This window comes from Dactylosporangium cerinum (assembly GCF_042653625.1).
Classification (GTDB): domain Bacteria; phylum Actinomycetota; class Actinomycetes; order Mycobacteriales; family Micromonosporaceae; genus Dactylosporangium; species Dactylosporangium cerinum.
Genome location: NZ_JBHSIU010000028.1, coordinates 62,123 through 85,420, shown reverse-complemented (window position 1 = coordinate 85,420; position 23,298 = coordinate 62,123). Strand labels below are relative to the sequence as shown.

20 protein-coding genes and 1 pseudogene are annotated in these 23,298 nt (G+C 69.9%); 5 read left to right on the top strand and 16 right to left on the bottom strand.

Features of this window, described 5'->3' with window-relative positions; all coding sequences use genetic code 11:
* The first annotated feature begins 27 nt into the window (after nt 1–27).
* The gene (mycP, locus tag ACFPIJ_RS23210; RefSeq protein WP_380117277.1) at nt 28–1,281 is read left to right on the top strand and encodes a type VII secretion-associated serine protease mycosin; all 1,254 of its coding nucleotides are present in this window, start codon (nt 28–30) and stop codon (nt 1,279–1,281) included.
* A 263-nt stretch (nt 1,282–1,544) separates the two neighbouring features.
* On the opposite strand, the gene ACFPIJ_RS23205 is transcribed toward mycP, so the two are convergent.
* Together ACFPIJ_RS23205 and ACFPIJ_RS23200 are read right to left on the bottom strand one after the other, a co-directional pair.
* Nucleotides 1,545–1,841 (bottom strand): WXG100 family type VII secretion target, encoded by a 297-nt coding sequence (locus ACFPIJ_RS23205; protein WP_380117276.1) that lies wholly within the window; start codon nt 1,839–1,841, stop codon nt 1,545–1,547.
* An 18-nt stretch (nt 1,842–1,859) separates the two neighbouring features.
* On the bottom strand, nt 1,860–2,177 hold the full coding sequence (locus ACFPIJ_RS23200) for a WXG100 family type VII secretion target (RefSeq protein ID WP_380117275.1): 318 nt from the start codon (nt 2,175–2,177) through the stop codon (nt 1,860–1,862).
* Nucleotides 2,178–2,303: 126 nt separating this feature from the next.
* Between ACFPIJ_RS23200 and ACFPIJ_RS23195 the strand changes: the two genes are divergently transcribed.
* On the top strand, nt 2,304–3,101 hold the full coding sequence (locus tag ACFPIJ_RS23195) for a DNA adenine methylase (protein WP_380117274.1): 798 nt from the start codon (nt 2,304–2,306) through the stop codon (nt 3,099–3,101).
* Here the strand turns inward: ACFPIJ_RS23195 and eccB are convergent.
* Nucleotides 3,095–4,429, bottom strand: coding sequence for a type VII secretion protein EccB (gene eccB, locus ACFPIJ_RS23190; RefSeq protein WP_380117273.1), 1,335 nt, complete (start codon nt 4,427–4,429; stop codon nt 3,095–3,097). The genes ACFPIJ_RS23195 and eccB overlap by 7 nt on opposite strands.
* Nucleotides 4,430–4,496: 67 nt before the next feature.
* Between eccB and ACFPIJ_RS23185 the strand changes: the two genes are divergently transcribed.
* The 3 genes and pseudogenes from ACFPIJ_RS23185 to rarD all read left to right on the top strand — a co-directional run bounded on the left by ACFPIJ_RS23185 (nt 4,497) and on the right by rarD (nt 7,791).
* Entirely contained in the window at nt 4,497–6,209 is a 1,713-nt protein-coding gene (locus ACFPIJ_RS23185; protein ID WP_380117272.1) for a type VII secretion protein EccE, read from the top strand.
* Nucleotides 6,210–6,347: 138 nt separating this feature from the next.
* A pseudogene (locus ACFPIJ_RS23180) lies at nt 6,348–6,707 on the top strand (phage holin family protein); the annotation flags it as partial.
* Between the two features lie 154 nt (nt 6,708–6,861).
* Entirely contained in the window at nt 6,862–7,791 is a 930-nt protein-coding gene (rarD, locus tag ACFPIJ_RS23175; protein ID WP_380117271.1) for an EamA family transporter RarD, read from the top strand.
* 12 nt (nt 7,792–7,803) lie between these two features.
* On the opposite strand, the gene ACFPIJ_RS23170 is transcribed toward rarD, so the two are convergent.
* The 13 genes from ACFPIJ_RS23170 to nuoF form a co-directional block, all read right to left on the bottom strand.
* Nucleotides 7,804–8,613 carry an anti-sigma factor family protein gene (locus tag ACFPIJ_RS23170; RefSeq protein ID WP_380117270.1) on the bottom strand — a complete coding sequence of 270 codons (810 nt, stop codon included), beginning with the start codon at nt 8,611–8,613 and terminating at the stop codon, nt 7,804–7,806.
* Complete coding sequence (locus tag ACFPIJ_RS23165) at nt 8,603–9,127, bottom strand: sigma-70 family RNA polymerase sigma factor (protein WP_380117269.1); 525 nt, start codon at nt 9,125–9,127, stop codon at nt 8,603–8,605. The genes ACFPIJ_RS23170 and ACFPIJ_RS23165 overlap by 11 nt, the downstream gene beginning before the upstream one ends.
* 144 nt (nt 9,128–9,271) lie before the next feature.
* Nucleotides 9,272–10,048, bottom strand: a complete 777-nt coding sequence (locus tag ACFPIJ_RS23160; protein ID WP_203849534.1) for an IclR family transcriptional regulator — start codon at nt 10,046–10,048, stop codon at nt 9,272–9,274.
* Nucleotides 10,049–10,448: 400 nt separating this feature from the next.
* Nucleotides 10,449–11,471, bottom strand: a complete 1,023-nt coding sequence (locus tag ACFPIJ_RS23155; RefSeq protein ID WP_380117268.1) for a polyprenyl synthetase family protein — start codon at nt 11,469–11,471, stop codon at nt 10,449–10,451.
* Between the two features lie 104 nt (nt 11,472–11,575).
* Complete coding sequence (nuoN, locus tag ACFPIJ_RS23150; RefSeq protein WP_380117267.1) at nt 11,576–13,114, bottom strand: NADH-quinone oxidoreductase subunit NuoN; 1,539 nt, start codon at nt 13,112–13,114, stop codon at nt 11,576–11,578.
* On the bottom strand, nt 13,111–14,640 hold the full coding sequence (locus ACFPIJ_RS23145; RefSeq protein ID WP_380117266.1) for an NADH-quinone oxidoreductase subunit M: 1,530 nt from the start codon (nt 14,638–14,640) through the stop codon (nt 13,111–13,113). Before ACFPIJ_RS23145 ends, nuoN begins: the two co-directional genes overlap by 4 nt.
* Nucleotides 14,637–16,547: an NADH-quinone oxidoreductase subunit L gene (gene nuoL / locus ACFPIJ_RS23140; protein ID WP_380117265.1), complete on the bottom strand. Its 1,911-nt coding sequence runs from the start codon at nt 16,545–16,547 to the stop codon at nt 14,637–14,639. Before nuoL ends, ACFPIJ_RS23145 begins: the two co-directional genes overlap by 4 nt.
* 10 nt (nt 16,548–16,557) lie before the next feature.
* Complete coding sequence (gene nuoK, locus ACFPIJ_RS23135; protein ID WP_033363255.1) at nt 16,558–16,857, bottom strand: NADH-quinone oxidoreductase subunit NuoK; 300 nt, start codon at nt 16,855–16,857, stop codon at nt 16,558–16,560.
* Nucleotides 16,854–17,627, bottom strand: coding sequence for an NADH-quinone oxidoreductase subunit J (locus tag ACFPIJ_RS23130; protein ID WP_380117264.1), 774 nt, complete (start codon nt 17,625–17,627; stop codon nt 16,854–16,856). The genes nuoK and ACFPIJ_RS23130 overlap by 4 nt, the downstream gene beginning before the upstream one ends.
* Nucleotides 17,624–18,172 carry an NADH-quinone oxidoreductase subunit NuoI gene (nuoI, locus tag ACFPIJ_RS23125; protein ID WP_380117263.1) on the bottom strand — a complete coding sequence of 183 codons (549 nt, stop codon included), beginning with the start codon at nt 18,170–18,172 and terminating at the stop codon, nt 17,624–17,626. The genes ACFPIJ_RS23130 and nuoI overlap by 4 nt, the downstream gene beginning before the upstream one ends.
* Entirely contained in the window at nt 18,169–19,518 is a 1,350-nt protein-coding gene (gene nuoH, locus ACFPIJ_RS23120) for an NADH-quinone oxidoreductase subunit NuoH (RefSeq protein WP_380117262.1), read from the bottom strand. Before nuoH ends, nuoI begins: the two co-directional genes overlap by 4 nt.
* Nucleotides 19,515–21,974: an NADH-quinone oxidoreductase subunit G gene (locus tag ACFPIJ_RS23115; RefSeq protein ID WP_380117261.1), complete on the bottom strand. Its 2,460-nt coding sequence runs from the start codon at nt 21,972–21,974 to the stop codon at nt 19,515–19,517. Before ACFPIJ_RS23115 ends, nuoH begins: the two co-directional genes overlap by 4 nt.
* On the bottom strand, nt 21,974–23,296 hold the full coding sequence (nuoF, locus tag ACFPIJ_RS23110; protein ID WP_380117260.1) for an NADH-quinone oxidoreductase subunit NuoF: 1,323 nt from the start codon (nt 23,294–23,296) through the stop codon (nt 21,974–21,976). The genes ACFPIJ_RS23115 and nuoF overlap by 1 nt, the downstream gene beginning before the upstream one ends.
* Nucleotides 23,297–23,298 lie beyond the last annotated feature (2 nt).

Here is a 23,298-nt window from a genome sequence, read left to right as displayed (position 1 = left end):
CGAGGGTGGAACAATTACCATCTGCGCATGCCTCGTCCGGTCAGACTGGCTACTTTGACGCTTTCATGTGTAATTGTCGGCTTTGGTGTCGCACCTCCGACGGCCGCCGCACAGGCTCCGCCCGGGTGCCCCACGCCGATCCGCCCGCCAGCGCCGGCACCGACCGGTGTGTCCTGGCCTTCGCAGGTGTACGACCACCGCAAGCTCACCCCTCTCGCCGACGGCACTGGCATCACCGTCGCGGTCCTCGACTCAGGGGTCGACGGCCGGCATCCGCAGCTGCGAGGCGCGGTGCGCGCCGGGCCCGACCAGCTCGACGGCGACGGTTCGCTGATCGACTGCGTGGGGCACGGCACCGGAGTCGCCGGCATCATCGCGGCCCGGCCGGTCGCGGGCTCGTCGCTGCAGGGACTCGCACCGGGCGCCACGATCCTGGCACTGCGGGTGAGCGAACTGGTCGAGCTGGAGGACGGCACGACCGCCGGGCGCCGCGGCACGCCTGCCGGGGTCGCGGCGGCGATCCGGGCCGCCGTCGAGCGCGGCGCCGGGGTGATCAACCTGTCGCTGGTGTCGTACCAGGACAGCGCCGACGTGCGCGAGGCGGTCCGGTTCGCGGTGGCACGGGACGTGGTGCTGGTCGCCGCCGCCGGGAACCGCTTCGCGGAGGGGAACCGGACGCCGTACCCCGCGGCGTACGACGGGGTCATCGGCGTCGGCGCCATCGGCCCGGACGGGCAGCGGCTGCCAGGGTCGCAGACCGGCCCGTTCGTGGATCTCGTCGCGCCGGGCGGCCAGGTGGTGACGACCGCCACACCGCAGGGGCTGACGACCGTGGACGGCACGAGCTTCGCCGCCCCGTACGTCGCTGCCGCCGCGGCGTTGCTCCGCCAGTACCGACCGGAAATGACCGCAGCACAGATCGCGGCGCGGCTGACGGCAACCGCCGATGGTGGCGTGGCCGGTCCGGGCTTCGGCGCGGGCGTCCTCAACCCCTATCGCGCGCTGACGGAGGAGACCGGAGCGGCTCCCGATCCGGCCGGGCACGTCCTCGCCCCGGTCGCGCAGGACCCACGGGCGGCGCAGCGGATCGCCGCGCGGGACCACACCCTGCTGCTGGCCGGGCTGGGCGTCGGGCTGGCCGCGCTGATGCTGCTGGTCACGGTCGTGCTACCGCGCGGAAGGCGGCGTGGCTGGCATCCCGGCGTCCGGCACCTGCCCGACCCCCAGGACGCGACCTCGGGCGACCGGACCGCGCCAGCGTTCGGCGGCCCGCACCGCTGAACAACACGCCACCCGCACCCTTGAGCAACACGCCGCCCGCGCCGCCGTGCGACACCCGGCCCGCGCTGCTGACCAACACCCGCCCGCGCCACCGAGCAGCACGCGCTCGGGACCGCTGAGCGCCACCAACGACGTGCGCCGCCCACCCGGCAGGCACCCTGGCGCCGCTGAGCGTTGTTCGGCGACGTGCGGCGCCGACCCGGCCGGCGGCACGCCGAAGGCCCGGTCCGCGAACGTGTCGCGGACCGGGCCGTCCCGCCGGCTCAGCCCTGCGGGAACAGGTTCCTGTTGCGCTGCTCGGTCTCCAGGTAGCGCCGCATCGACTCGTCCAACGCGACCTTGATCTCCCGCAGCGTCGCGGCCAGGTCATTGCCGGCGCGTTCCCAGTTGGCCTGGCGGGCCGCATACGCTTCCCGCGACTCGCCCTGCCATCCTGCGGTCAGCCGCCGGCCGAGCTGGGTGACCTCCTCCAGCCGGGCGTTGAGCGTGTTGAGCGCGCTCTGGATGGAATGGCCGGCGTGGTCCATGGCGGCGAAGTTGACCACCAGTGTGTCGTCCATGAATGTCTCCCGTCCGGCTCAGAGCGGCAGGTGCTGGGTGCCGATGCCCCTGAGGCGGGCTCCGGCGTCGGCATCGGTGGTCTGATAGTTGCGGCCGGCGGATCTGAGGCCCTCGGCCGTCTCCAGCAGGTTCTTGTTGAGCGTCTGCTGGTCGCGGTTCCACGCGTGCTTGACCGTGTCGAAGGACCGGCCGCCCGCGCCCTGCCAGCCGGTCCTCGTCGTCTCCAGCTCGCGCATCAGCGTGCTGAGCATGCTCTGCAGCTCGCCGTTGACCTGCTCGAACCGTTGTGCGGCCGAATGCAGCTCGGCCTGCTGCGCCTGGGTCGTCTGTGCCACGGTGCTCACCCCGTCTCTCGTGTCGCGGACCTGCCGACGGTATCGGCCGTCACCGATCGATAACCAGACGTAATTCCTCCCTGTGGATAACTTCCGGCATTTCGCCCTTCCTTTACGATGTACCGCGTGGCGGATGGCCGGTCGTTCATCAAGTGGGCCGGCGGGAAGACCCGCTATGCGGCGCAACTGGTGGCCGCGGCGCCACCGTTCACCGGCTGCTATTGGGAGCCGTTCATGGGCAGCGCCGCGGTGTTCTTCGAATTGCGGCCGGTCAAGGCGGTCCTGTCGGACGCCAATCCCGAGCTCGTCGCCTGTTTCCGCGCCGTGGCCACGCAGCCCGAGGCCGTCATGGAGCGGCTCGACGCACTGCCCAACACCGCCGAACGGTTCGCCGAGATCCGCGCGCAGGATCCGGGCGCGCTGACCGACGTCGAGCGCGCCGCCCGGGTCATCTACCTGAACAAGACCGCGTTCCGTGGCCTGTGGCGGGTCAACCGGCGGGGCGGGTTCAACACGCCGTACGGTGCGTATGACCGGCCGTACTATCGCCGCGAGACGTTCCTGGCGGCGTCGGCGGCGCTCGCCGGGGTGGAGCTGCGGCGCTGCGACTTCGAGGAGCCGTTGCGCGAGGCGGCGGCCGGGGACTGGGTGTTTCTGGATCCGCCGTACCTGCCCGAGGGTGGGTTCGCGGACTTCAAGCGGTATACCGCCGGCCAGTTCCGCGACACCGACCACGAGCGGCTCGCCGCCGCGATGCGCGACGCCACGGGACGCGGGGTCCTGATCACCATGACCAACAGCGACACCGACGCGACGCGCCGCATCTACGGCGACTTCACCGCGACGACGATGGCGACCCGCCGCGACATCAACCTGCGGTCGGCGGCCAGGGCGAGCTCGGACCTGGTGCTCACGAACTATTGAAGGTGGGTCGCGAGCTCCGGGTCGAGCGCCGGCCCGGCCGGGAGCAGCCCGACGAACTCGCCCGGCACCGTCACCGGCTCGACGCCCTGGTAGCCGAGGCCGGACAGGACGCCGGCGACCGGGAGCGCGTGCCGCCGGCCGAGGTCGGTGACGAGGGTGAGGTTGCCGGTGTCGGTGCGCACGAGCGCGCCACCGCCCGGCGCCACCACGATCCGGTCCGCCAGGACGGTGCCCGCCGGTGACGCCGACGAGGTCCGGATCGCACCCGGCGTCTCGGGCATCGAATTGCTGGTCGAGATGACGTTTGCGCTGGTGGTACACACGGAGCCAACGTCATTCACGAGAATCTCAGGCACCACACCGGGCAGGTCCGCACCGGACGGGAAGGGGCGGACCTGCCGGTCCTGGACGAGCACGGCGAGCTCGCCCGGTGTCAACGGCAGCAGTTCGCCACGGCCCTGCACGGCGGCGGTCTCCGGCGCCGCGAGCAGCAACGCGGCCTGCAACGGCGTGACGGAGGCGAGCCCCTCGCCGGTCATCACGAAGGCGTCGACCCGGTCCCCGCTGCGGACTCCGAACAGCTGACCGACGACCTTCTGGTCCACCTTGCGGCCACGGTCGGCGACCGCCGGAGTGACCAGGTCGGCGCCGGACCGGACCGCGTTGAGCAGCGCCTGCGCGACCGCGAGCTGGGGCCGGCCGGACCAGACCAGCGCGGGCAGCACCGCGCCGGGCTGGCGGATGAGGTGCTTGCGGCCGTTGACCAGCAGGTACAGGGCCTGCGTGGGGCTGATGACGAGGAGCCCGCGTTCGCCGAGCTCGCCGCCGTTGGTGTGGGGTGTCAGGAAAAGCGTGGTTTCTTGCTTGTTATCGCAGATTGTCCATGGCTCGCGATGGAGGCGGCTCGCGACCGGCAGGGAGGCGGGCGCGCCCGGAATGCCCAGCGTCGCTCCGCGGGGCGCCTCGGCCAGGGCCTTCCGGGCGACCGAGATCGTCTTCGCGCCGGGCTGGTTGAGGATGAGCAGCGCGGACGCGTGATTGAGGACGGGGTGGAGGCGGTCGTCGCGGTACACGAAAAGCGCCCCGGACTCCTTCTCCACAATGATCGCCTGGTCATTGCGCCATTTGTCGGAGGTGCCCGGCACCACCAAGGCATATGCCGCCGCTCCGCCGACTCCGAGCGCGGCGAGGAGGACGCCGACGAGCGTCGCGCCTGCTACCCGCCGAAACGGCGATCTCGGCGGATCCGTGTCGCGCATGACGAGAGCGGCGACGACCCGTTGCACCATGAACTGGTACGAATGCAGCTGGTCCTGCCGCGACGCCATGCTGGCCTCCAAAACTGTCACACCGGCGCCCTACGATATTCCCCAAGTCGCATAGGCGGGGGGCGATATGAGCAGGGCTGTGCGCATCATGCTGGCGCAGGTCGCGATGGCATTGTTGATCGTGGCGTGGTCGGTGCATCCGGCGTGGGCACTGGCCGCCGCCATGCCGTTGGCGCTGCAGATCCGGCCGCCCCGACGACGAGGGTCGCGGCCGGCGGGCGACACACTGCTCGCGGCGGTCCGACCCGGCGCCGTCATGACGTCGGTCGACATCGACGGCGTGGACGTCGGCGTGTTCGAGGACGCCGACGGACTCACCGCGACCATCCAGGTCGGCGACCTGAGCGACCTGCTCGGCGACGCCCCGCCGCCGCTGCCCCCGTTGAGTGCGCTGTTGCCGACTCCCGCCCCGGACCTGCCGGAGGTCCGGATCCAGCTGCTGGTCAGCGCCACCGTCGCCCCCGGCCCGGGCGCCGCCGCGACGGCGTCCGCCACCTCCTACCGGCAGCTCACCGACGGCCTGGTCCTCGCACACCGGCAGGTGCTGCTCAGCCTCCGGATCCGTCGTGCCGGCGGTTACCAGCGCGAGGATCTGGAGCGCAGCCTCGCGGCCGCGATCCGCCGCGCCTGCCGCCTGCTCGGCAAGGCCGGCCTGCCGGCCCGCCCGCTGTCGCCACCGTCGGCCATGGCCGCACTGACCGAGGCCGCCCGGCACCGCCCCGACCGCCCGATCCGCGTGACCCGCCACGGCCTGGAGGTCGGCGGGCTGCAGCAGGCGGTGTTCCGGCTGCGCCGCTGGCCCCGGGACGGACCGCTCGCCGACCGGCTGCTGGTCCTGCCCTGCTCGGCCGTGACGATCGCCCTCACCGCGACCGGTGACGAGGAGACCTGCCGCGCAGAGCTGACCATCCGCCTCGCCGCCCCCACGCCGTTGGCGCTCGACCAGGCCACCGCGGCGCTGGACCGGGTCGTCACCGCCCTGGGCGCCGAGGTCACCCGCCTCGACAGCGCCCAGCTCGACGCCCTCGCCGCCACGCTGCCCCTCGGCGGCGGCGCACCGGCCGACACCGCCGCGCTGGCCGGGCTCCTCACCGGCCGCGACGACCTCACCCTCGACGGCACCACCGCCGCGCAGGTCACCGCCGCCCACCTCGCCTCGCTCGAGCCCACGGCCGGCGGCGCCGGCCTGATGCTCGGCGTCAACCGGCACGGCACCCCGGTCGTGATCCGCCCGTTCCGCGCCGAGCCGACCCGAGCGGTGCTCATCGGCGGCCTGCGCTGCGCCGAGATGCTGACCCTGCGCGCCCTCGCCCTCGGCGCACACGTCACCGTCCGGTCGACCCGCCCCGACGCATGGTCCCCGTTCCTGCGCGGCCTCGGCGGCGAGCCGATCACCCTGCTCCCAGCCGACCAACCCCTCGACCCATCTCCGCCCACCGCCACCGACCCCCAGCTGCTGGTCATCGACACCGGCCCCGCCGACGGCCGCTCTCCCGCCGTCACCGAGGCCGCCTGGCGCGCCACCCTGCTCGTCCGCGACGACCTCACCGCCGCCGACGCCGACCTCCTGACCCGCGCCGACCTCGTCCTCCTCCAGCCACTGACCCCAGCCGAGGCCACCGTCGCCACCGAGGTCCTCGGACTGACCGAGTCAGCGTCCTGGCTCACCCGCATCCCCCCGGAGATGCTCGGCATCGTCGTCAGCCGCCGCACCGTCCGCTGGGCCCACCTGTCCCCCACCCCAGTCGAACTCCAACTCACCGGCGGCCCCGCCCGCTGACCCCGGCGCGCATCGTTCACCGAACGGGTCACGCACGGTATGGTCGTGATCACAGGAAATTGGGTGACAAGAGGGTGATGGGCGGACGAAGGGCGGGGTGGCTGGTCGGGGTAGGCGCAGCGTGGCACGATCACCCGCATGGGAATCCTCATCCGGCTCGCCGTGAGCGCGTTCACGGTTTGGCTGGCCACGCTGGTGATCGACGGCATCACTGTTGAGGGGACGACCGGGCGCAAGGTGCTCACCGTGCTCGTCGTCGCCGCGATCTTCGGGATCGTGAACGCCGTGCTGCGGCCGATCATCAAGACCATCGGGTGCTGGGCGTATCTGCTGACGCTCGGGCTGATCTCGCTGGTCGTCAACGGGTTGCTGCTGATGCTCACGAGCTGGATCGCCGAGCAGTTCGACCTCGCGTTCCACGTCGACGAGTTCTGGCCGACCGCGGTGCTCGGGGCGCTGTTCATCGGGATCGTCAGCTGGGTCATCAACCTCGTCATCCCCGACGGCGGCGACAAGGACAGGAACAACAGCCGTCGTCAGCCTCCTCCGCCGCCCCGCCAGCAGTACCGCCCGCAGAACTACCGGTAGCAAAGAGCACACCAGAATGACCCGGTGAGGGGCGGTTGGCCGACCGCCCCTTACGGTTAGCGATGTGGAACCGCTACGCCGTGGGTATTTGTCCGCATTGTCCGCAAACATCATGTGGGGTGTCTTCCCCCTGTACTTCCGGGCTCTGCGGCCGTCCGGGGCGGTTGAGGTGCTCGCGCACCGGATCGTGTGGTCGCTGCTCTCGGTGACGGTGCTGCTGACCGTGCTGGCGCGATGGCGGACGCTCGGGGCGCTGATCAAGGACGCGAAGCGGCTGGCCGGGATCTCCGCAGCCGCCGTGTTCATCGCGGTCAACTGGGGTGTCTACATCTTCGCCGTGGACACGGACCGGGTGGTCGAGGCGTCACTGGGGTATTTCATCAACCCGTTGTTCGTCATCTTGCTCGGTGTACTGGTGCTGCGCGAGCGCCTGCGCCGGATGCAGTGGGTGGCCCTCGGAGTCGGCACGATCGCCGTCGTGGTGCTGAGCGTGGACTACGGACAGTTGCCGTGGATCGCGTTGACGCTCGCCGGGTCGTTCGGCACGTACAGCTTGATCAAGAAACGGCTGGGGCTGCCGGCCGGCGAGGGTCTGTTCCTGGAATCGGCGGTGCTGTCGCTGCCCGCGGTCGGGTTTCTGGCCTGGCTGGCGTCGCGGCATGAGGAGACGTTCGGCACGGTGTCGACCTGGCACACCGTGCTGCTGGCGGGCAGTGGTCTGCTGACCGCGGTGCCGTTGCTGCTGTTCGCGGAGGCGGCGAACCGGGTGCCACTGTCCGGGCTCGGGATCCTGCAGTACCTGACGCCGACGCTGCAGCTGATCCTCGGCGTGCTGGTGTTCCACGAGCCGATGCCGGCGGGGCGGCTGGCCGGGTTCGTCATCGTCTGGTGCGCCCTGGCGATCTTCACCTGGGACGCGATCCGGCACGGGCGGCAGCGCAGAGCGGAAAGGGCGGCCGCCGTCGAGGAGACGGTGGCCGCCCAACCGGTGTGAGTACTGCGCGCTTCAGGCGTTGAGGACGAGCAACGGCGTGCCGTCGCCCTTGCGGATCTCGATCTTCTGGATGTCGCCGCGCTGGAACCGGCTGTGGGCCTTGAGCTCATACTCGTCGCCGACGCCGGCGGTCCAGGAGTCGAGTTCCTCCGGCTCGCCGGTGCGAGGGACCACATAGAGCTTGTAGGTCCACTTGCCGTGAGCCGCGGCGGCCGGTTTGTACGCGCACTGCATCCGCACGAGGGTCCCGTCGGCCTCGCCCTCCAGGGCAAGGCTGGCGGTCACCGGCACCGTGGCCGAAACCTCCTGCATGGCAACGAAATCCGGCTGTCCGACCCCGGCGGAGCGCACCCCGAGCACGGCGAGCACGCCGAGGCAGGCGGCGACGAGCGCGGTCCCGGCACTCTGCCAGCGGCGGCGCCGCCGTTCGATGCGCCGGCTGCGCTGGGCCCGGTCGAGCACGCGGGGCAGCAGGGGGTCAGCCGCGGCCGCCACGGACGGCCCGGCCCAGGAAGCCTCGGCGGGCACGGCCGACGGCCCGGCCCAAGCGGCGTCAACGGGCCCGGCCGAAGCACCGTCAACGGGCCCGGCCGAGGAACCGTCGACGGGCGCGGCCGACGGCCCGGCCCAGCCGGGGGTGGCGAGTGCCTGCGCGACGTCCGGGTCCAGTTTGCCGAGCAGCTCCGGCAGCTCACCGAACTCGGCCACTTCCGCCCGGCACTCCTCGCAGTCCACGAGGTGCCGCTCATACGCCTCGCGCTCCGGCGGCGACAGCGCCCCCAGCACGTAGACCGCCGAGTCATGGAGGTGCTCACACCTCATTGCTCACCCCCAACTCCTCCAGAACGACCTTCAGCGAACGCAGTGCGTAGTAGGTCCGCGACTTGACGGTGCCCGGGGGCACGCCCAGCCGTTCGGCCGCCTCGGCGACCGAGCGTCCCTGGTAGAACGTCTCCACCAGGACCTCGCGGTGCGGTCGGGAAAGTCGGGTCAGTGCCTCCGCCAGGACCCAGGACTCCACCGCGCGCTCGGTCTCGTCGACCACGACCGGGGACTCCGGCATCTGGTCGGTGAAGACCTCGCCCACCCGCGCGGAGCGTCGCCGCCACGCGTCGATGGCAAGGTTCCGAGCGGTGGTGAAGAGCCAGGCCCGCACCGAGCCGCGGGCCGGGTCGAGCGCCTCCGGGTGTTGCCAGGCCCGCAGCAGGGTTTCCTGCACGAGGTCCTCGGCCCGTTGGCGGTCTCCGCTCGTCAGTCGCAGCGCATGGGCGAACAGGGCATCTCCGTGCTCCTTGTGGAGCGCCTTCAGCAGCAGGTCAGCATCGTCTGTACTCACGCTTTGGCACTATCCGCATCCCTTCCACTGGCTTCTACGCACTAATACGCACAGCGGTTCAAGGCGGCGTCACATGTCATCCACCCGACATCCAGGGTGCGCAGAAGGGCGCCCCCACCATGTGGGGGCGCCCTTGCGAAGAGCCTATTCGGCCAGCACCGTCGCCAGGTGGTGGGCGGTGGCGAGCAGCCTGGTCCGCACCACCTTGGCCGAGGACATCAGCTCCGCGGGCGGCAGCGCGCAGGCCAGGACGACCCGGCGGTCCGGGTCCCGGTCGTTGACCACCATGACCGCCGCGCAGGCGAGTCCCTGGCGGAACTGGCCGATCTCGATCTGCATGCCCCGGCGGTCGCCGGCGGCCAGATCGGAATCCAGGGCCTCCGGTGATGTCAGGGTCGCCGAGGTGTACGCCCGCATCCCGTATTCCTTCAGGAAGCGCCACCGCTGATCCGCGCTCATCGTCGCGAGCAGCGCCTTGCCCAACGCCGTCGCGTGTGCGGCGTCGTCGTAGCCCGGCACCAGCTCGTCGAGCGGCGGGGTCCGTGGCCCTTCCGCGGCCGCCGTGACGGCGATCCTGCCGCCGATGAAGCGCCCGAGGTAGTGGCTGTAGCCCGTCTCCGCGGCGGCCCGGCGCAGCCGGTCCGTGACGGCGCTGGGCCCCCGGAACGCGAGGACCAGCTCCCGGTAGCGGTCGGCGATCTCCAGGCCGACCACGTAGGTGCCGTTCTCACGCCGGATGACGTAGCCCTCGTAGGCAAGGGTGCGCACGAGGTGGTAGGTAGTAGCGACCGTGAAGTCACATCGCCGGGCGATCTGCTTCACAGTGAGGCCGCGTGGTGATTGACCCACGGCCTCCAAGACTCGTAGTGCCCTCGACACGCTCCGGATGAGGTCCGAGGGTTCGGCCTGTGGATCCCGCACCGCCGCCCTCCCCAGCCGCAGCAGTAACTGGATTCACACCATATGAAACTGGAGATGGTCCAGGGAACAGTTTGATCATTTATGGCGCGAGGTGAGGGAATCCGAGCGCTCTACACATAGCGATGAATAGCTCATTCCGGACACCCGTGATGTGCAGTCATGGTGGCGACACGCCGAGCAACGTAAGTATCGCCCTACCGTGTTAGCTGATATCTGTGTAAGTAGAGAGCTCGCGCTTGAGTAACCTCCTGGCGAGTGCTGCGCCGCCACTCCTGGCTGTCATCACGCCGTTGCGAGATGTTGTGGGGGCAGGTATCGGCGCCAGGTTGCACTGAGCAATGTGTCGACGCAACCCGTTCACCGGTGCGGCGACGCGCCGCACCGGTGAAGGCGGAGATGATCAGTTGGTGCGGTCGGCGATGAAGTCGCAGAGCGACTCCAGCGCGACCCGCGCCGGCACCTGCGGCAGCGGGGCAAGCGACGCCCGGGCCCGGTCCGCGTAGCCCCGGACGGTCTCCCTGGCCTGCTTCAGCGCCGCGGACTCCCGCAGCAGCGTCAGCGCCTCCGCGTGCAACGCGTCGTCGGTGACCGGGCCCGCCGAGAGGATCTCGCGGAGCCGGATCGAGGCGGCGTCGTCGTCGCCGGACGCGAGTGCATAGAGCACGGGCAGCGTCGGCACACCCTCACGGAGGTCGGTGCCGGGGGTCTTGCCCGACTGGGTGCTCTCGCTGGCGATGTCGATCAGGTCGTCGGAGAGCTGGAACGCGATGCCGAACGTCTCGGCGAACGTGGCCAGGGCTTCGATCTCCTCGGCGGAGCAGCCGCCGAACATGCCGCCGAACCGGGCGCTGGTCGAGATCAGCGAGCCGGTCTTCTGCGAGATGACCCGCAGGTAGTGCGAGATCGCGTCCTCGCCCTGCAGCGGGCCGGCGGTCTCGGCCACCTGGCCGTGCACGAGCCGGGAGAACGTGCTCGACTGGATCTTGACCGCGTCGAGCCCGAGCTCGGTGGCGACGGCGGCGGCGCGGGCGAACAGGTAGTCGCCGATGAGGATCGCCAGCGAGTTGCCCCAGCGCGAGTTGGCGCTGGGCGCGCCGCGGCGCACGGCGGCCTCGTCCATGACGTCGTCGTGGTACAGCGTGGCGAGGTGGGTCAGCTCGACCACCGCGCCGGCCAGCACGACCTCACGCGCGGACGGGTCGCCGAAGTGCGCGGCGAGCGCCACGAGCATCGGCCGGAACCGCTTGCCACCCGCGTTGAGCAGGTGGCGGGCCGCCTCGGTCACCAGCGGGTTGGCGCTGTCGACGGACTCGACCAGCACCGTCTCGACGTCCTTGAGGATCGCCATGACGCTGCTTTCCAACGCCGGGTCGGCGAAGGTCAAGCCGACAGACGCACCCGATTGCACGGTTCCCGTACTCACCACAGCTCCAACGATGCCATAGCCTGTCCGATCAGCTAGCGGCGCCCTCTTACAGCGACGTCCCCACGTGGTTGACCACTGGGGACGTCGCGGCGCGCAGGCCCTTATTTGCCGAGGAATAATCCCGCGTGCTCGGTCGCCTCGATCAAGACGCTCGGGGCAACGCCGAGCACCAGCGTCGCGACGGTCCCGATGACCAGCGCCGCTGCTGTCATCGCGCCCGGGATCGACACCGCAGGGGTCGTCTCGCCCGGCTCCGACAGCCACATCATGACGACCACTCGCAGATAGGGGAAGGCCAGAATGGCGCTGCTCACCACGCCGGCGATCACCAGCCAGGTCTGACCGGCATCGATCGCCGCCGCGAAGATGCCGAACTTCGCGGTGAAACCGCTGGTCAGCGGCAGACCGGCGAAGGCCAGCAGGATGAACGTGAACAGCGACGCATACAGCGGCGAGCGCCGCCCGAGCCCGGCCCAGCGGGACAGGTGGGTCGCCTCGCCGTCGGCGTCACGGACCAGGGTCACCACGGCGAACGCGGCGAGGACCGTGAATCCGTAGGCGACCAGGTAGAACATCGAGCTGGACAGCCCCCGCTCGGACACCGACAGCACGCCCAGGAGCAGGTAGCCGGCGTTCGCGATCGAGGAGTAGGCCAGCAGCCGCTTGATGTCGGTCTGGGTCACGGCCAGGATCGCGCCGACGAGCATGGTGAGGACCGCCACTGTGCCGAGCACCTGCTGCAACTCCCACTCGGTGCGGTGGAAGCCCACGTAGACCAGCCGCAGCAGGCCACCGAACGCCGCGACCTTCGTGCAGGCCGCCATGAGTGCGGTGACCGGCGTCGGCGCGCCCTGGTAGACGTCAGGGGTCCACACGTGGAACGGCACCGCCGCGGCCTTGAACAGCAGGCCGATGGCGAGCATCGCCAGGCCGACGTAGAGCAGGATGTCGTCGTTGGCCGAGTTCTGGATCGCGGTGTCGATCGCGTTGAAGTCGACCTGGCCGGCGTAGCCGTAGATGAGGGCGATGCCGAACAGGAAGAACGCCGAGGCGAACGAGCCGAGCAGGAAGTACTTGAGCGCGGCCTCCTGCGACAGCAGCCGCCGGCGGCGGGCCAGCGCGCACAGCAGGTAGAGCGGCAGCGAGAAGACCTCGAGGGCCACGAACATGACCAGCAGGTCGTTCGCGGTGCAGAACAGCAGCATGCCGGCGAGCGCGAACATCGTCAGCGGGAAGACCTCGGTCGCGCCGGCCGTGCGCGCGGCCTGGTCGCGGTCGGCGTCGGTGTTGGCGGTGACGGCGGCCTGCGCGACGAACGCGCCGCCGGTCTCCAGGGACCGCTCACCGATCAGCAGCAGCGACACGATGCCCAGCACGATGATCGCGGCGGACAGGAACAGGCCCGGGCCGTCGATCGCGACCGCGGTCTGCGCCGTGATCAGGTCCTTGTTGCTCTGCCGGATCACCATCACCAGCGCCACGACGAGACCGAGCAGCGACAGGGACAGCTGCACGGCATGCCGGACCCGCCGCGGCACGAAGCCCTCGACGAGCACGCCGATGCACGCGACCCCGAACAGGATCAGCATCGGCGAGAGCGCCGCGTAATCCAGGTTCGGCAGTTGGAGTTTGTCGTTCACTTGCCGGCCTCCACGGTGCCTGCGGTGGCTTTCGGGTCGGTGACGTGCATGTCCGTCATCGTCGCCTTGATCGCCGGGTTGATCACGTCGATGACCGGCTTCGGGTAGAAGCCGAGCACGATGATCAGCGCGATCAGCGGCGTGACGACGGCGGCCTCACGCAGCGACAGGTCCCGGCTCATCGCCTTGACCTCGAGCAGCTTCGGGTTCGTGGTGCCCTGCGTGGTGCGCTGGATCATCCAGAGCACGTAGCCGGCGGCCAGGATGATGCCGGCCGTGGCGATGACGGCCACCGTCTTGTTCACGGTGAACGTGCCGATCAGCACCAGGAACTCCGAGACGAACGGCGACGTGCCGGGCAGCGCGAGCGAGGCGAGACCGGCGATGAAGAACACCCCGGCGAGGACCGGCACGAGCTTGCCGGCGCCGCCGAAGTCGCTCACCAGCGCGCTGCCGCGGCGGCTCACCAGCATGCCCACGACCAGGAACAGCAGGCCGGTCGCGAGGCCGTGGTTGACCATGTACAGCACCGCGCCGGTGCCCGCCTGGGTGGTGAAGGCGAAGATGCCGATGCCGATGAAGCCGAAGTGGGCGATCGACGTGTAGGAGACCAGCCGCTTCAGGTCCTGCTGACCGATGGCCACCAGCGCCCCGTACACGATGCCGACCAGTGCGAGCGTGAACCCGAGCCAGGCGAAGTGCTTCGAGGCGTTGGGGAACAGCGGCAGGCAGTAGCGCAGGATGCCGAACGTGCCGACCTTGTCCATGACGCCGACGAGCAGCGCCGCCGAGCCGGCCTGCGCCGCGCCACCGGCGTCGGGCAGCCAGGTGTGGAACGGGAAGAACGGCGCCTTGATCGCGAAGGCGAGGAAGAAGCCGAGGAACAGCCAGCGCTCGGCGTTGACGCCGAAGTCCGCGTTCACCAGCGTCTGCCAGTCGAAGGTGTGCCCACCGAGCACCCACAGCCCGACCACGGCAGCGAGCATGAAGAGCCCACCGACCAGCGAGTACAGGAAGAACTTGACCGCCGCGTACTGCTTCTGGTGCCCGCCGTAGGAACCGATGAGGAAGTACATCGGCACGAGCATGACCTCGAAGAACACGTAGAACAGGAACACGTCCTGCGCGGCGAAGACGCCGATCATCGTGGCTTCAAGGGCCAGCAGCAGCGCGAAGTACGCCGGCACCGACCGCTTGCTCTTGTCCGCGTCGTGCCAGGACGCGAGCACGACCAGCGGCACCAGCAGCGCGATCAACGCGATCATCACCAGCGCGATGCCGTCGACCGCGAAGGTGAACTTGGCGCCCCACTGCGGGATCCAGGTGTACGACTCGCGGAACTGGAACCGCTCGCCGGCCGGCTTGAACTGCAGCCACAGCCCGACGGTCAGCGCCAGGATCAGCAGCGACCAGCCGAAGGCGGCGCGTTTGGCCAGCTCCGGTTTGTCCTTGGGCAGGAACGCGATCCCGGCCGCGCCGACGAGCGGCGCCACCGTGAGCACGGTCAGATACGGAAAGGAGCTCATCCGAACGTCACCGCCAGCATGGCGGCCACCACGAGCACCGCGCCTCCAAGGATGGACAGGGCATAGGAGCGCACGAACCCGGTCTGCGTACGGCGGAGCCGGCCGGAGCCGCCGCCCACACCCGCGGCGAGGCCGTTGACCAGGCCGTCGATGCCGCGGTTGTCGATGTAGACCAGGGCCCGGGTCAGGTAGCGGCCGGGCGCCTCGAAGACCGCCTCGTTGAACGAGTCGGTGTAGAGGTTCTTGCGGGCCGCGGTGACCAGCACGCCGGCCGGCTGCTCGGCCAGGGCGGTGCCCTTGCGGAACAGCGCGATGGCGAGACCGGCACCGGCGAACGTCATCACGATCGACAGGGTGGTGATGAGCGGGTGGCTCATGACCGCCTTGTGCTCGGCGTGCTCGCTGCCGTAGACCGGGGTCAGCCACTCGGGCACCGAGGTCGACAGCAGGTAACCAGCGCCGACCGAACCGACCGCCAGCAGGATCAGCGGGATCGTCATGATCTTCGGCGACTCGTGCGGGTGCCGGATGTCGTCGGTCCAGCGCTCCGGGCCGTGGAACGTCAGCCAGAACAGCCGGGTCATGTAGAACGCGGTCAGCCCGGCGCCGAGCAGTGCCGCGCCGCCGAACAGCCAGGCGGTCCAGCCCTCGCGCTCGAACGCCGCGACGATGATCGGTTCCTTGGAGAAGAAGCCGGACAGGCCGGGGAAGCCGATGATCGCGAGCCAGCCCAGGCCGAACGTGATCCAGGTGATCTTCATGTACTTCCACAGCCCACCGAAGCGGCGGATGTCGACCTGGTCGTGCATGCCATGCATGACCGAGCCGGCGCCGAGGAACATGCCGGCCTTGAAGAAGCCGTGCGCAAGCAGGTGGATCAGCGCGAGCGCGTAGGCGGCGCCGCCGAGCCCGACACCCAGGAACATGTAGCCGATCTGGCTGACCGTCGACCAGGCGAGGACCCGCTTGATGTCGTCCTTCGCGGCGCCGATGATGCAGCCCATCAGCAGCGTCAGCGCGCCGACCGCCACGACGACCGTCTGCGCCGTGGAGTTGGCGTCGAAGATCGGGTGGGACCGGGCGATCAGGTAGACGCCGGCGGTGACCATCGTCGCGGCGTGGATGAGCGCCGACACCGGGGTCGGGCCCTCCATGGCGTCCGGGAGCCAGGCCTGCAGCGGGAACTGGCCGGACTTGCCAGCCGCGCCGAGCAGCAGCAGGAGCGCCATCACCAGGACCACGCCGCTGCTGAGCTTGTGCACGCCGTTGAAGACCTCGGCGTAGTCGACCGTGCCGAGGTAGGCGAACATCATGAAGATGGCGATCGCGAAACCGGCGTCACCGACGCGGTTCATGAGGAACGCCTTCTTACCGGCGGTCGCCGCGCTCGGCTTCAGGTACCAGAAGGAGATCAGCAGGTAGGACGCGAGACCGACGCCCTCCCAGCCGAAGTACAGCATCACGTAGTTGTTGCCGAGGACCAGCATCAGCATGGCCGCGACGAACAGGTTGAAGTAGCCGAAGAACTTCCGGCGACCCGGGTCGTGGTCCATGTAACCCACCGCGTAGAGGTGGATCAGTGAGCCGACACCCGTGATCAGCAGGACGAACATCGCCGACAGCGGGTCGAACAGCAGACCCAGGTCGACCTTGAAGTCCCCGACGCCGATGTAGTCCCACAACTTCAGCTCGACGCCGCTGCGGTTCTCGAGCCCGCGGAGCGTGAAGAAGTAGGTCAGCCCCAGCACGAAGGACGTGGCGACGCTGAGCACGCCGAGCCAGTGTCCCCAGCGGTCGGCGCGCTTGCCGAGCAGCAGCAGCACTGCCGCGCTGGCCAGCGGGATCGCGGGCAGCAGCCAGAACGTGCCCAGCCACCCGTTCGCCGCCGTGTAGGCGATTGGTTCCACAACCCGCTCCCTAGTACTTCAGCAGGTTCGCGTCGTCGACGCTTGCGGAGCGTCGAGTCCGGAAGATCGACATGATGATCGCCAGGCCGACGACGACCTCGGCCGCCGCGACGACCATGACGAAGAACGCCATGATCTGGCCGTCGAGCGTGCCGTTGATCCGGCTGAACGTGACCAGCGCAAGGTTGGCCGCATTGAGCATGAGCTCAATGCACATGAACAGCACGATCGCGTTGCGCCGGATGAGCACACCCACCGCGCCGATCGTGAACAGGATCGACGCCAGGACGATGTAGTACGTCGGTGTCACTTCTCGGTCCCCTTCGGTGCGACGTCTGCCGACGTCAACTCCCGGGTCGGGAGGATCTTGGAGATGCTGCGGTCCGACGGCGTGCCGTCGGGCAGCCGCGCGGGCGTCGCCACCGAGTCGGAGGTGGAGAACACACCCGGGCCCGGCTTCGGCGCGGGGTAGTTGCCCGGCAGGAACCGCTTGAGCATTCGCTCGGGCTGGCTGATCTTTTCTTCGGGGCTCTTCTGGATGTGGGCCAGGATCATCGCGCCCACCGCCGCCGTGATCAGCAGCGCCGAGGTCACCTCGAACACGTACACGTACTTGGTGAAGATCAGCTTGGCCAGGCTGGTCACGTTGCCGGCGGCGTTCGCCTCGGTCAGGCCCTTCGGGTCGCTGTCACCGAGCGCGCGGTACAGCGCGATGCCCAGCAGCAGCGACAGCCCGACGCCGAGCAGGATCGCCACCATCCGCTGGCCGCGCAGTGTCTCGATCAGCGAGTCCGTGGAGTCTCGCCCGACCAGCATCAGCACGAACAGGAACAGCATCATGATGGCGCCGGTGTAGACGATGATCTGCACCATGCCGATGAACGGGCCGGCCTGCAGGACGTAGAACACGCCCAGGCACAGCATCGTGATCACCAGGAACAGCGCGGAGTGCACCGCGTTGCGGGCCCAGACCATGCCGATGGCGCCGAGGACCGCGATCGGAGCGAGGATCCAGAAGGTGGCGGCCTCGCCGCCCTTCACGTCACCGGCGGCGGCCAGCAGCTCCAGGGAGAGGTTCATTCCTGACCCCCCTTGTAGTGCTCGGCACCCGCAGACGTGCCGGGGTTCTCGAGCGCGCCGACGTAGTAGTCCTTCTCCGTCTCGCCGAGACGCATGTCGTGCGGCGGCCGCTCCATGCCGGGCAGCAGCGGCGCGAGCAGCATCTCCTTGGTGAAGATCAGGTCGCGCCGGTTGTCGCGGGCCAGCTCGTACTCGTTGCTCATGGTCAGCGAGCGCGTCGGGCAGGCCTCGATGCACAGACCGCAGAAGATGCAGCGGGCGTAGTTGATCTGGTACGTCTGGGCGTACCGCTCACCGGGCGAGAAGCGCTCGTCCTCGGTGTTGTCGGCGCCCTCGACGAAGATCGCGTCCGCGGGGCAGGCCCACGCGCACAGCTCGCAGCCGATGCACTTCTCCAGGCCGTCCGGCCAGCGGTTGAGGATGTGCCGGCCGTGGTACCGCGGGGCCGGAGGCTTGCGCTGCTCCGGGTACTCCTCGGTGACCACCTTCTTGAACATGTGCGAGAAGGTGACCCCGAACCCCTTCAGGGTTCCGCCGATGCTCATGCTTTCTCCTTGCCGGTCGAGACGGGCTCCCGCTCGGCGATCACAAGCTTGGCCCGCGGGCTCGGCGGGACCTCGAGGTTCAGCGGCGGCAGCGGGAAGCCCTTGCTGCCACCGACCCGGCCGTCCGGGTGCGCCTTCGGGATCTCGACGACCGTGGCGTTGCGGCGCGACAGGGCGATCGCGACGAAGCCGAGCGCCAGGGCCGCGACGATGATCGCGACGGAGACGCCGAACTTGCCGCCCGAGCTGAGGCTGTCGCTGTCGATCGTCAGCAGGATGCCGGCGAGCGAAAGGATCCAGATCAGGTTGGCCGGGATCAGGACCTTCCAGCCGAACCGCATGAACTGGTCGTAGCGCAGGCGGGGCAGCGTGCCGCGCAGCCACACGAAGACGAACAGCAGCAGCAGGATCTTGATGGTGAACCAGAGGACCGGCCACCAGCCCTGGTTGGCGCCGTCCCACAGCGAGATCGGCCACGGCGCCCGCCAGCCGCCGAGGAACAGCGTCGTGCACAGGCCGGAGACGGTGACCATGTTGACGTACTCGGCGAGGAAGAACAGCGCGAACTTCAGCGAGGAGTACTCGGTGTGGAAACCACCGACGAGCTCCGACTCGGCCTCGGGAAGGTCGAACGGGGCCCGGTTGGTCTCGCCGACCGCGGAGGTGAAGTAGATCAGGAAGCTCGGGATGAGCAGGATGCCGTACCAGGCGGGCAGGTCGGCCTGCCAGCCGCCGATGTCGACGGTGCCGTTGCCGGCCTGGCCCTCGACGATCTGCGAGGTGGACATCGTGCCCGAGACCAGGAAGACCGAGACGATCGACAGGCCCATCGCGACCTCGTACGAGATCATCTGGGCGCTGGAGCGCAGGCCGCCGAGCAGCGGGTAGGTCGAGCCGGAGGCCCAGCCGCCGAGCACGACGCCGTAGATGCCCATCGACGAGCAGGCCAGCACCAGCAGGACGGCCACCGGGATGTCGGTGAGCTGCAGCGGGCTGTGCGTGCCGAAGATCGAGACCGTCGGGCCGAACGGGATCACCGAGAACGCGGTGAACGCGCAGATCGTGGAGATCACCGGGGCGAAGAAGAAGACGACCTTGTCCGCGAGGCGCGGCATGATGTCTTCCTTGAACGCCAGCTTCAGGCCGTCCGCGAGGGACTGCAGCAGGCCGAACGGGCCGTTGCGGTTCGGGCCGGGCCGGACCTGCATCCGGGCCACGACCTTGCGCTCGTACCAGATGGCGAAGAGCGTCATGACGACCAGGAACGCGAAGATCACGACGACCTTGGCGAGCACCAGCCACCAGGGGTCTTTGCCGAACTGGTCGAGGTTCTCGGCGAGGATCATGATTTGGTACCCCCAGTGCTGATCTCGACCAGCGCACCTTCGGCGACGCCGAGCGTGCGGCGCAGGGTCGAGCCGGGTGAGTTCGTCGGGACCCAAACGACCCCGTCGACCATGTCGGTGACCAGTGCCGGCAGGGTGATCGCGCCACGCCCGGTGCCGACCGTCACCGCGTCACCGTCGGCGACCCCGAGGTCGGCCGCGGTGCTCTTGGAGATCCGCACGACCGGCGTGCGGGCGGTGCCGGCCAGGTGGCCGTCGCCGTCCTGCAGCGAACCGTTGTCGAGCAGGTGGTGCCAGGACGCGAGGACCGCCTGGCCGCTGGTGGGCGCGGCGGCCGTGCCGGCGGCCACCGTCGGCACCGCGACCCGGACACTGCTGCGCAGCGCGGTGCCCGCCTCGGCGGTCCCGGGCAGCGGCAGCTCCGCCAGCGCGGCGAGCTGCACCCGCGCGGCGGCGACGTCGCCGACCCCCAGCTCGAGGCCGAGCTCGCGGCCGATCGCGTCCAGGACGCGGGCGTCGCTCATCGCGGCGGTCTTGAGCACCGTGCCGAACGGGCGGACCCGTCCTTCCCAGTTGACATACGAGCCGGTCTTCTCGACCGCCGGGGCGATCGGCAGGACCACGTCGGCGCGCTTCGCGACGGCGCTGAGCCGCAGCTCCAGGCTGACCACGAAGCCGACCGCGTCCAGCGCCTGCTCGGCGGCCTGCGGGTCGGCCAGGTCGGCCGGGTCGACGCCGCCGACGAGCAGCGCGCCGAGCTGGCCTGCCTTGGCGGCGGCGATGATCGCGTCGGTGTCGCGGCCCGAGGCGCTGGGCAGGACACCCGCGTCGAGCTGCCACGCGGCCGCGACCTCGCTGCGAGCGGCCGGGTCGTAGACCGGGCGGCCACCGGGCAGCAGGGTCGGCAGCGCGCCGGCCTCGACCGCACCGCGGTCGCCCGCGCGACGCGGCACCCAGGCGAGCTTGGCGCCGGTCTCCTCGGCGATCCGCGCCGCGGCGGACAGGCCGCCCTCGACGCTCGCCAGCCGCTCGCCGACGAACAGGATCGCGCCGTCGGCCGACAGCGCCTCGCGCAGCTGCTCGGACTCGCCGAGCACCTCCGCCTCGGCGCCGGGCGCGGTGAGGATGACCGTCGCGCCGAGCTTCTCGAACCCGCGGCTGACGAACGGGGCGACCGCGTAGCTGGCCAGTCCCCGCTTCAGGTAGGTCTTGCGGGCCCGCAGGAAGATGATCGGGCACTCCTCCTCGGGCTCCAGCCCGACGAAGACGACCGCGCCGGCCCGCTCGATGTCGGCGTACGTGACCTCGACCCGACCCGCGACCGACGAGCCGAGGAACTCGGTCTCCTCGGCCGACAGCGGGCGGGCCCGGAAGTCGATGTCGTTGGTGCCGAGCGCGACCCGGGCGAACTTCGAGTACGCGAACGCGTCCTCGACCGTCAGCCGGCCACCGGTCAGGACGCCGACGCCGCCGTTGTCCTTCGCGGCGGCGAGCCCGGCGGCCGCGACCGTGAGCGCCTCGGGCCAGCTCGCCTCGCGCAGCTCACCGGTCTTGCGGTCGCGCACCAGCGGCGTGGTCAGCCGGTCGGTGGCCTGGGTGTACTGGAACGCGAAGCGACCCTTGTCGCAGTTCCACTCCTCGTTGACCGCCGGGTCGTCGCCCGCCAGGCGGCGCATGACCTTGCCGCGGCGGTGGTCGGCCCGCTGGTCGCAGCCGGCGGCGCAGTGCTCGCACGCGTTCGGCGTGGAGACCAGATCGAACGGCCGCGCCCGGAAGCGGTACTGCGCGCTGGTCAGCGCGCCGACCGGGCAGATCTGGATCGTGTTGCCGGAGAAGTACGAGTTGAACGGCGCGTCGTCCTCGGGCGACTCCGGGTTGCCCCGGAAGACGCCGATCTGCTCGTTGGACGAGCGCTCCATGAGGTCGATGAACTTGTCGCCGGCGATCTCGTCGGAGAACCGGGTGCAGCGCTGGCACAGCACGCACCGCTCACGGTCGAGCAGCACCTGGGTGCTGATCGGCAGCGGCTTCGGGTACTCCCGCTTGTGCTCGACGAACCGGCTCTCGGACTGGCCGTTGCTCATCGCCTGGTTCTGCAGGGGGCACTCGCCGCCCTTGTCGCAGACCGGGCAGTCCAGCGGGTGGTTGATCAGGAGGAACTCCATGATGCCCTCTTGGGCCTTCTTGGCCACTTCAGAGGTCATCTGGGTGCGGACCACCATGCCCTCGGCCACCGGCTGCGTGCAGGACGCGACCGGCTTGCGCTGGCCCTCCACGTCGACCAGGCACTGGCGGCACGCGCCGGCCGGGGCCAGCAGCGGGTGGTCGCAGAAACGGGGGATGGAGATGCCGATCTGCTCGGCGGCCCGGATGACGAGGGCGCCCTTGGGTGCCTCGACCTCGATGCCGTCGATGGTCAGCTTGACCGTGTCGACCTTCGGAACGACGTCCGTCATCAGTGGGCTCCTACCAGTTCGCCCTTGAACATCGGGGTCTTGCGGCCCTCGATGTAGTCCAGGTAGTCCTGCTTGAAGTACTTGATCGAGGACGTCACCGGGCTGGTCGCACCGTCACCGAGCGCGCAGAACGAGCGCCCGAGGAGGTTGTCGCAGGCGTCCAGCAGGGTGTCCAGATCCAGGACGGTGCCCTGGCCGGCGAGGATGCGGTGCAGGATCCGCACCATCCAGTAGTTGCCCTCGCGGCACGGGGTGCACTTGCCGCAGGACTCGTGGTGGTAGAAGGCGATCCACCGGTACGTGGCGTACACGATGTCGTCCTGGTTGGAGAACACCTGGACGGCGGTGGTGCCGAGCATCGTGCCGACGCCCGCCATGCCCTCGAAGTCCATCGGCACGTCGAGGTGCTCGTCGGTGAGCATCGGCGTCGACGACCCGCCCGGCGTCCAGAACTTCAGCTCGTGGCCGGGCTGCATGCCGCCGGCCAGGTCGATGAGCTGCCGCAGCGTGACGCCGAGACCGCACTCGAACTGGCCGGGGTTGTTGACCCGCCCCGAGATCGAGTAGATCTTCGGGCCGGGCGACTTCTCGGTGCCCATGCTGCGGAACCAGGCCGAGCCGCCGAGGACGATGTACGGCACGCTGGCGATCGTCTCGACGTTGTTGACGACCGTCGGCGACGCGTAGAGCCCGTGCGTCGCCGGGAACGGCGGGCGCAGCCGGGGCTGGCCGCGGTAGCCCTCCAGCGAGTCGAGCAGCGCCGTCTCCTCGCCGCAGATGTAGGCACCCGCTCCGCTGTGGACGACCAGGTCCAGGTCGAAGCCGCTGCCCAGGATGTTCTTGCCCAGGTACCCCTTGGCGTACGCCTGCTCGACCGCGGCCCGCAGCCGGCGGGCGGAGTGGACGGCCTCGCCGCGGATGTAGATCGCGGCGAAGTTGGCCCGGATCGCGTAGGAGGCGATGATGACGCCTTCCACCAGCGAGTGCGGGTCGGCCATCATGAGCGGCAGGTCCTTGCAGGTGCCCGGCTCGCCCTCGTCGGCGTTGACCACGAGGTAGTGCGGCTTGCCGTCGTTCTGCGGGATGAAGCCCCACTTCATGCCGGTGGGGAAGCCGGCGCCGCCGCGGCCGCGCAGGCCCGAGTCCTTGACCAGCTGGATCAGCTCGTCAGGGTGCGCCTTGAACGCCTTGCGCAGCGCGGTGTAGCCGTCGAGCCGCTCGTAGACGTCGATCTTCCACGCGTCGGGCGACAGCCAGCGCTTGGTGAGCACCGGCGTCAGCTTCGACAGCGACTCCTGGGAAGGCTGGTAGTCGAGGGTCACGG

What these genes read in the sequence shown, in the direction of transcription:
- mycP (WP_380117277.1), top strand. Translation starts at nt 28, where the DNA reads ATGCCTCGTCCGGTCAGACTGGCTACTTTGACGCTTTCATGTGTAATT.
- ACFPIJ_RS23205 (WP_380117276.1), bottom strand. Translation starts at nt 1,841, where the DNA reads ATGGACGACACACTGGTGGTCAACTTCGCCGCCATGGACCACGCCGGC.
- eccB (WP_380117273.1), bottom strand. Translation starts at nt 4,429, where the DNA reads ATGGCGTCGCGGCAGGACCAGCTGCATTCGTACCAGTTCATGGTGCAA.
- ACFPIJ_RS23185 (WP_380117272.1), top strand. Translation starts at nt 4,497, where the DNA reads ATGAGCAGGGCTGTGCGCATCATGCTGGCGCAGGTCGCGATGGCATTG.
- ACFPIJ_RS23170 (WP_380117270.1), bottom strand. Translation starts at nt 8,613, where the DNA reads ATGAGGTGTGAGCACCTCCATGACTCGGCGGTCTACGTGCTGGGGGCG.
- ACFPIJ_RS23145 (WP_380117266.1), bottom strand. Translation starts at nt 14,640, where the DNA reads ATGAGCTCCTTTCCGTATCTGACCGTGCTCACGGTGGCGCCGCTCGTC.
- ACFPIJ_RS23130 (WP_380117264.1), bottom strand. Translation starts at nt 17,627, where the DNA reads ATGAACCTCTCCCTGGAGCTGCTGGCCGCCGCCGGTGACGTGAAGGGC.
- nuoI (WP_380117263.1), bottom strand. Translation starts at nt 18,172, where the DNA reads ATGAGCATCGGCGGAACCCTGAAGGGGTTCGGGGTCACCTTCTCGCAC.
- nuoH (WP_380117262.1), bottom strand. Translation starts at nt 19,518, where the DNA reads ATGATCCTCGCCGAGAACCTCGACCAGTTCGGCAAAGACCCCTGGTGG.
- ACFPIJ_RS23115 (WP_380117261.1), bottom strand. Translation starts at nt 21,974, where the DNA reads ATGACGGACGTCGTTCCGAAGGTCGACACGGTCAAGCTGACCATCGAC.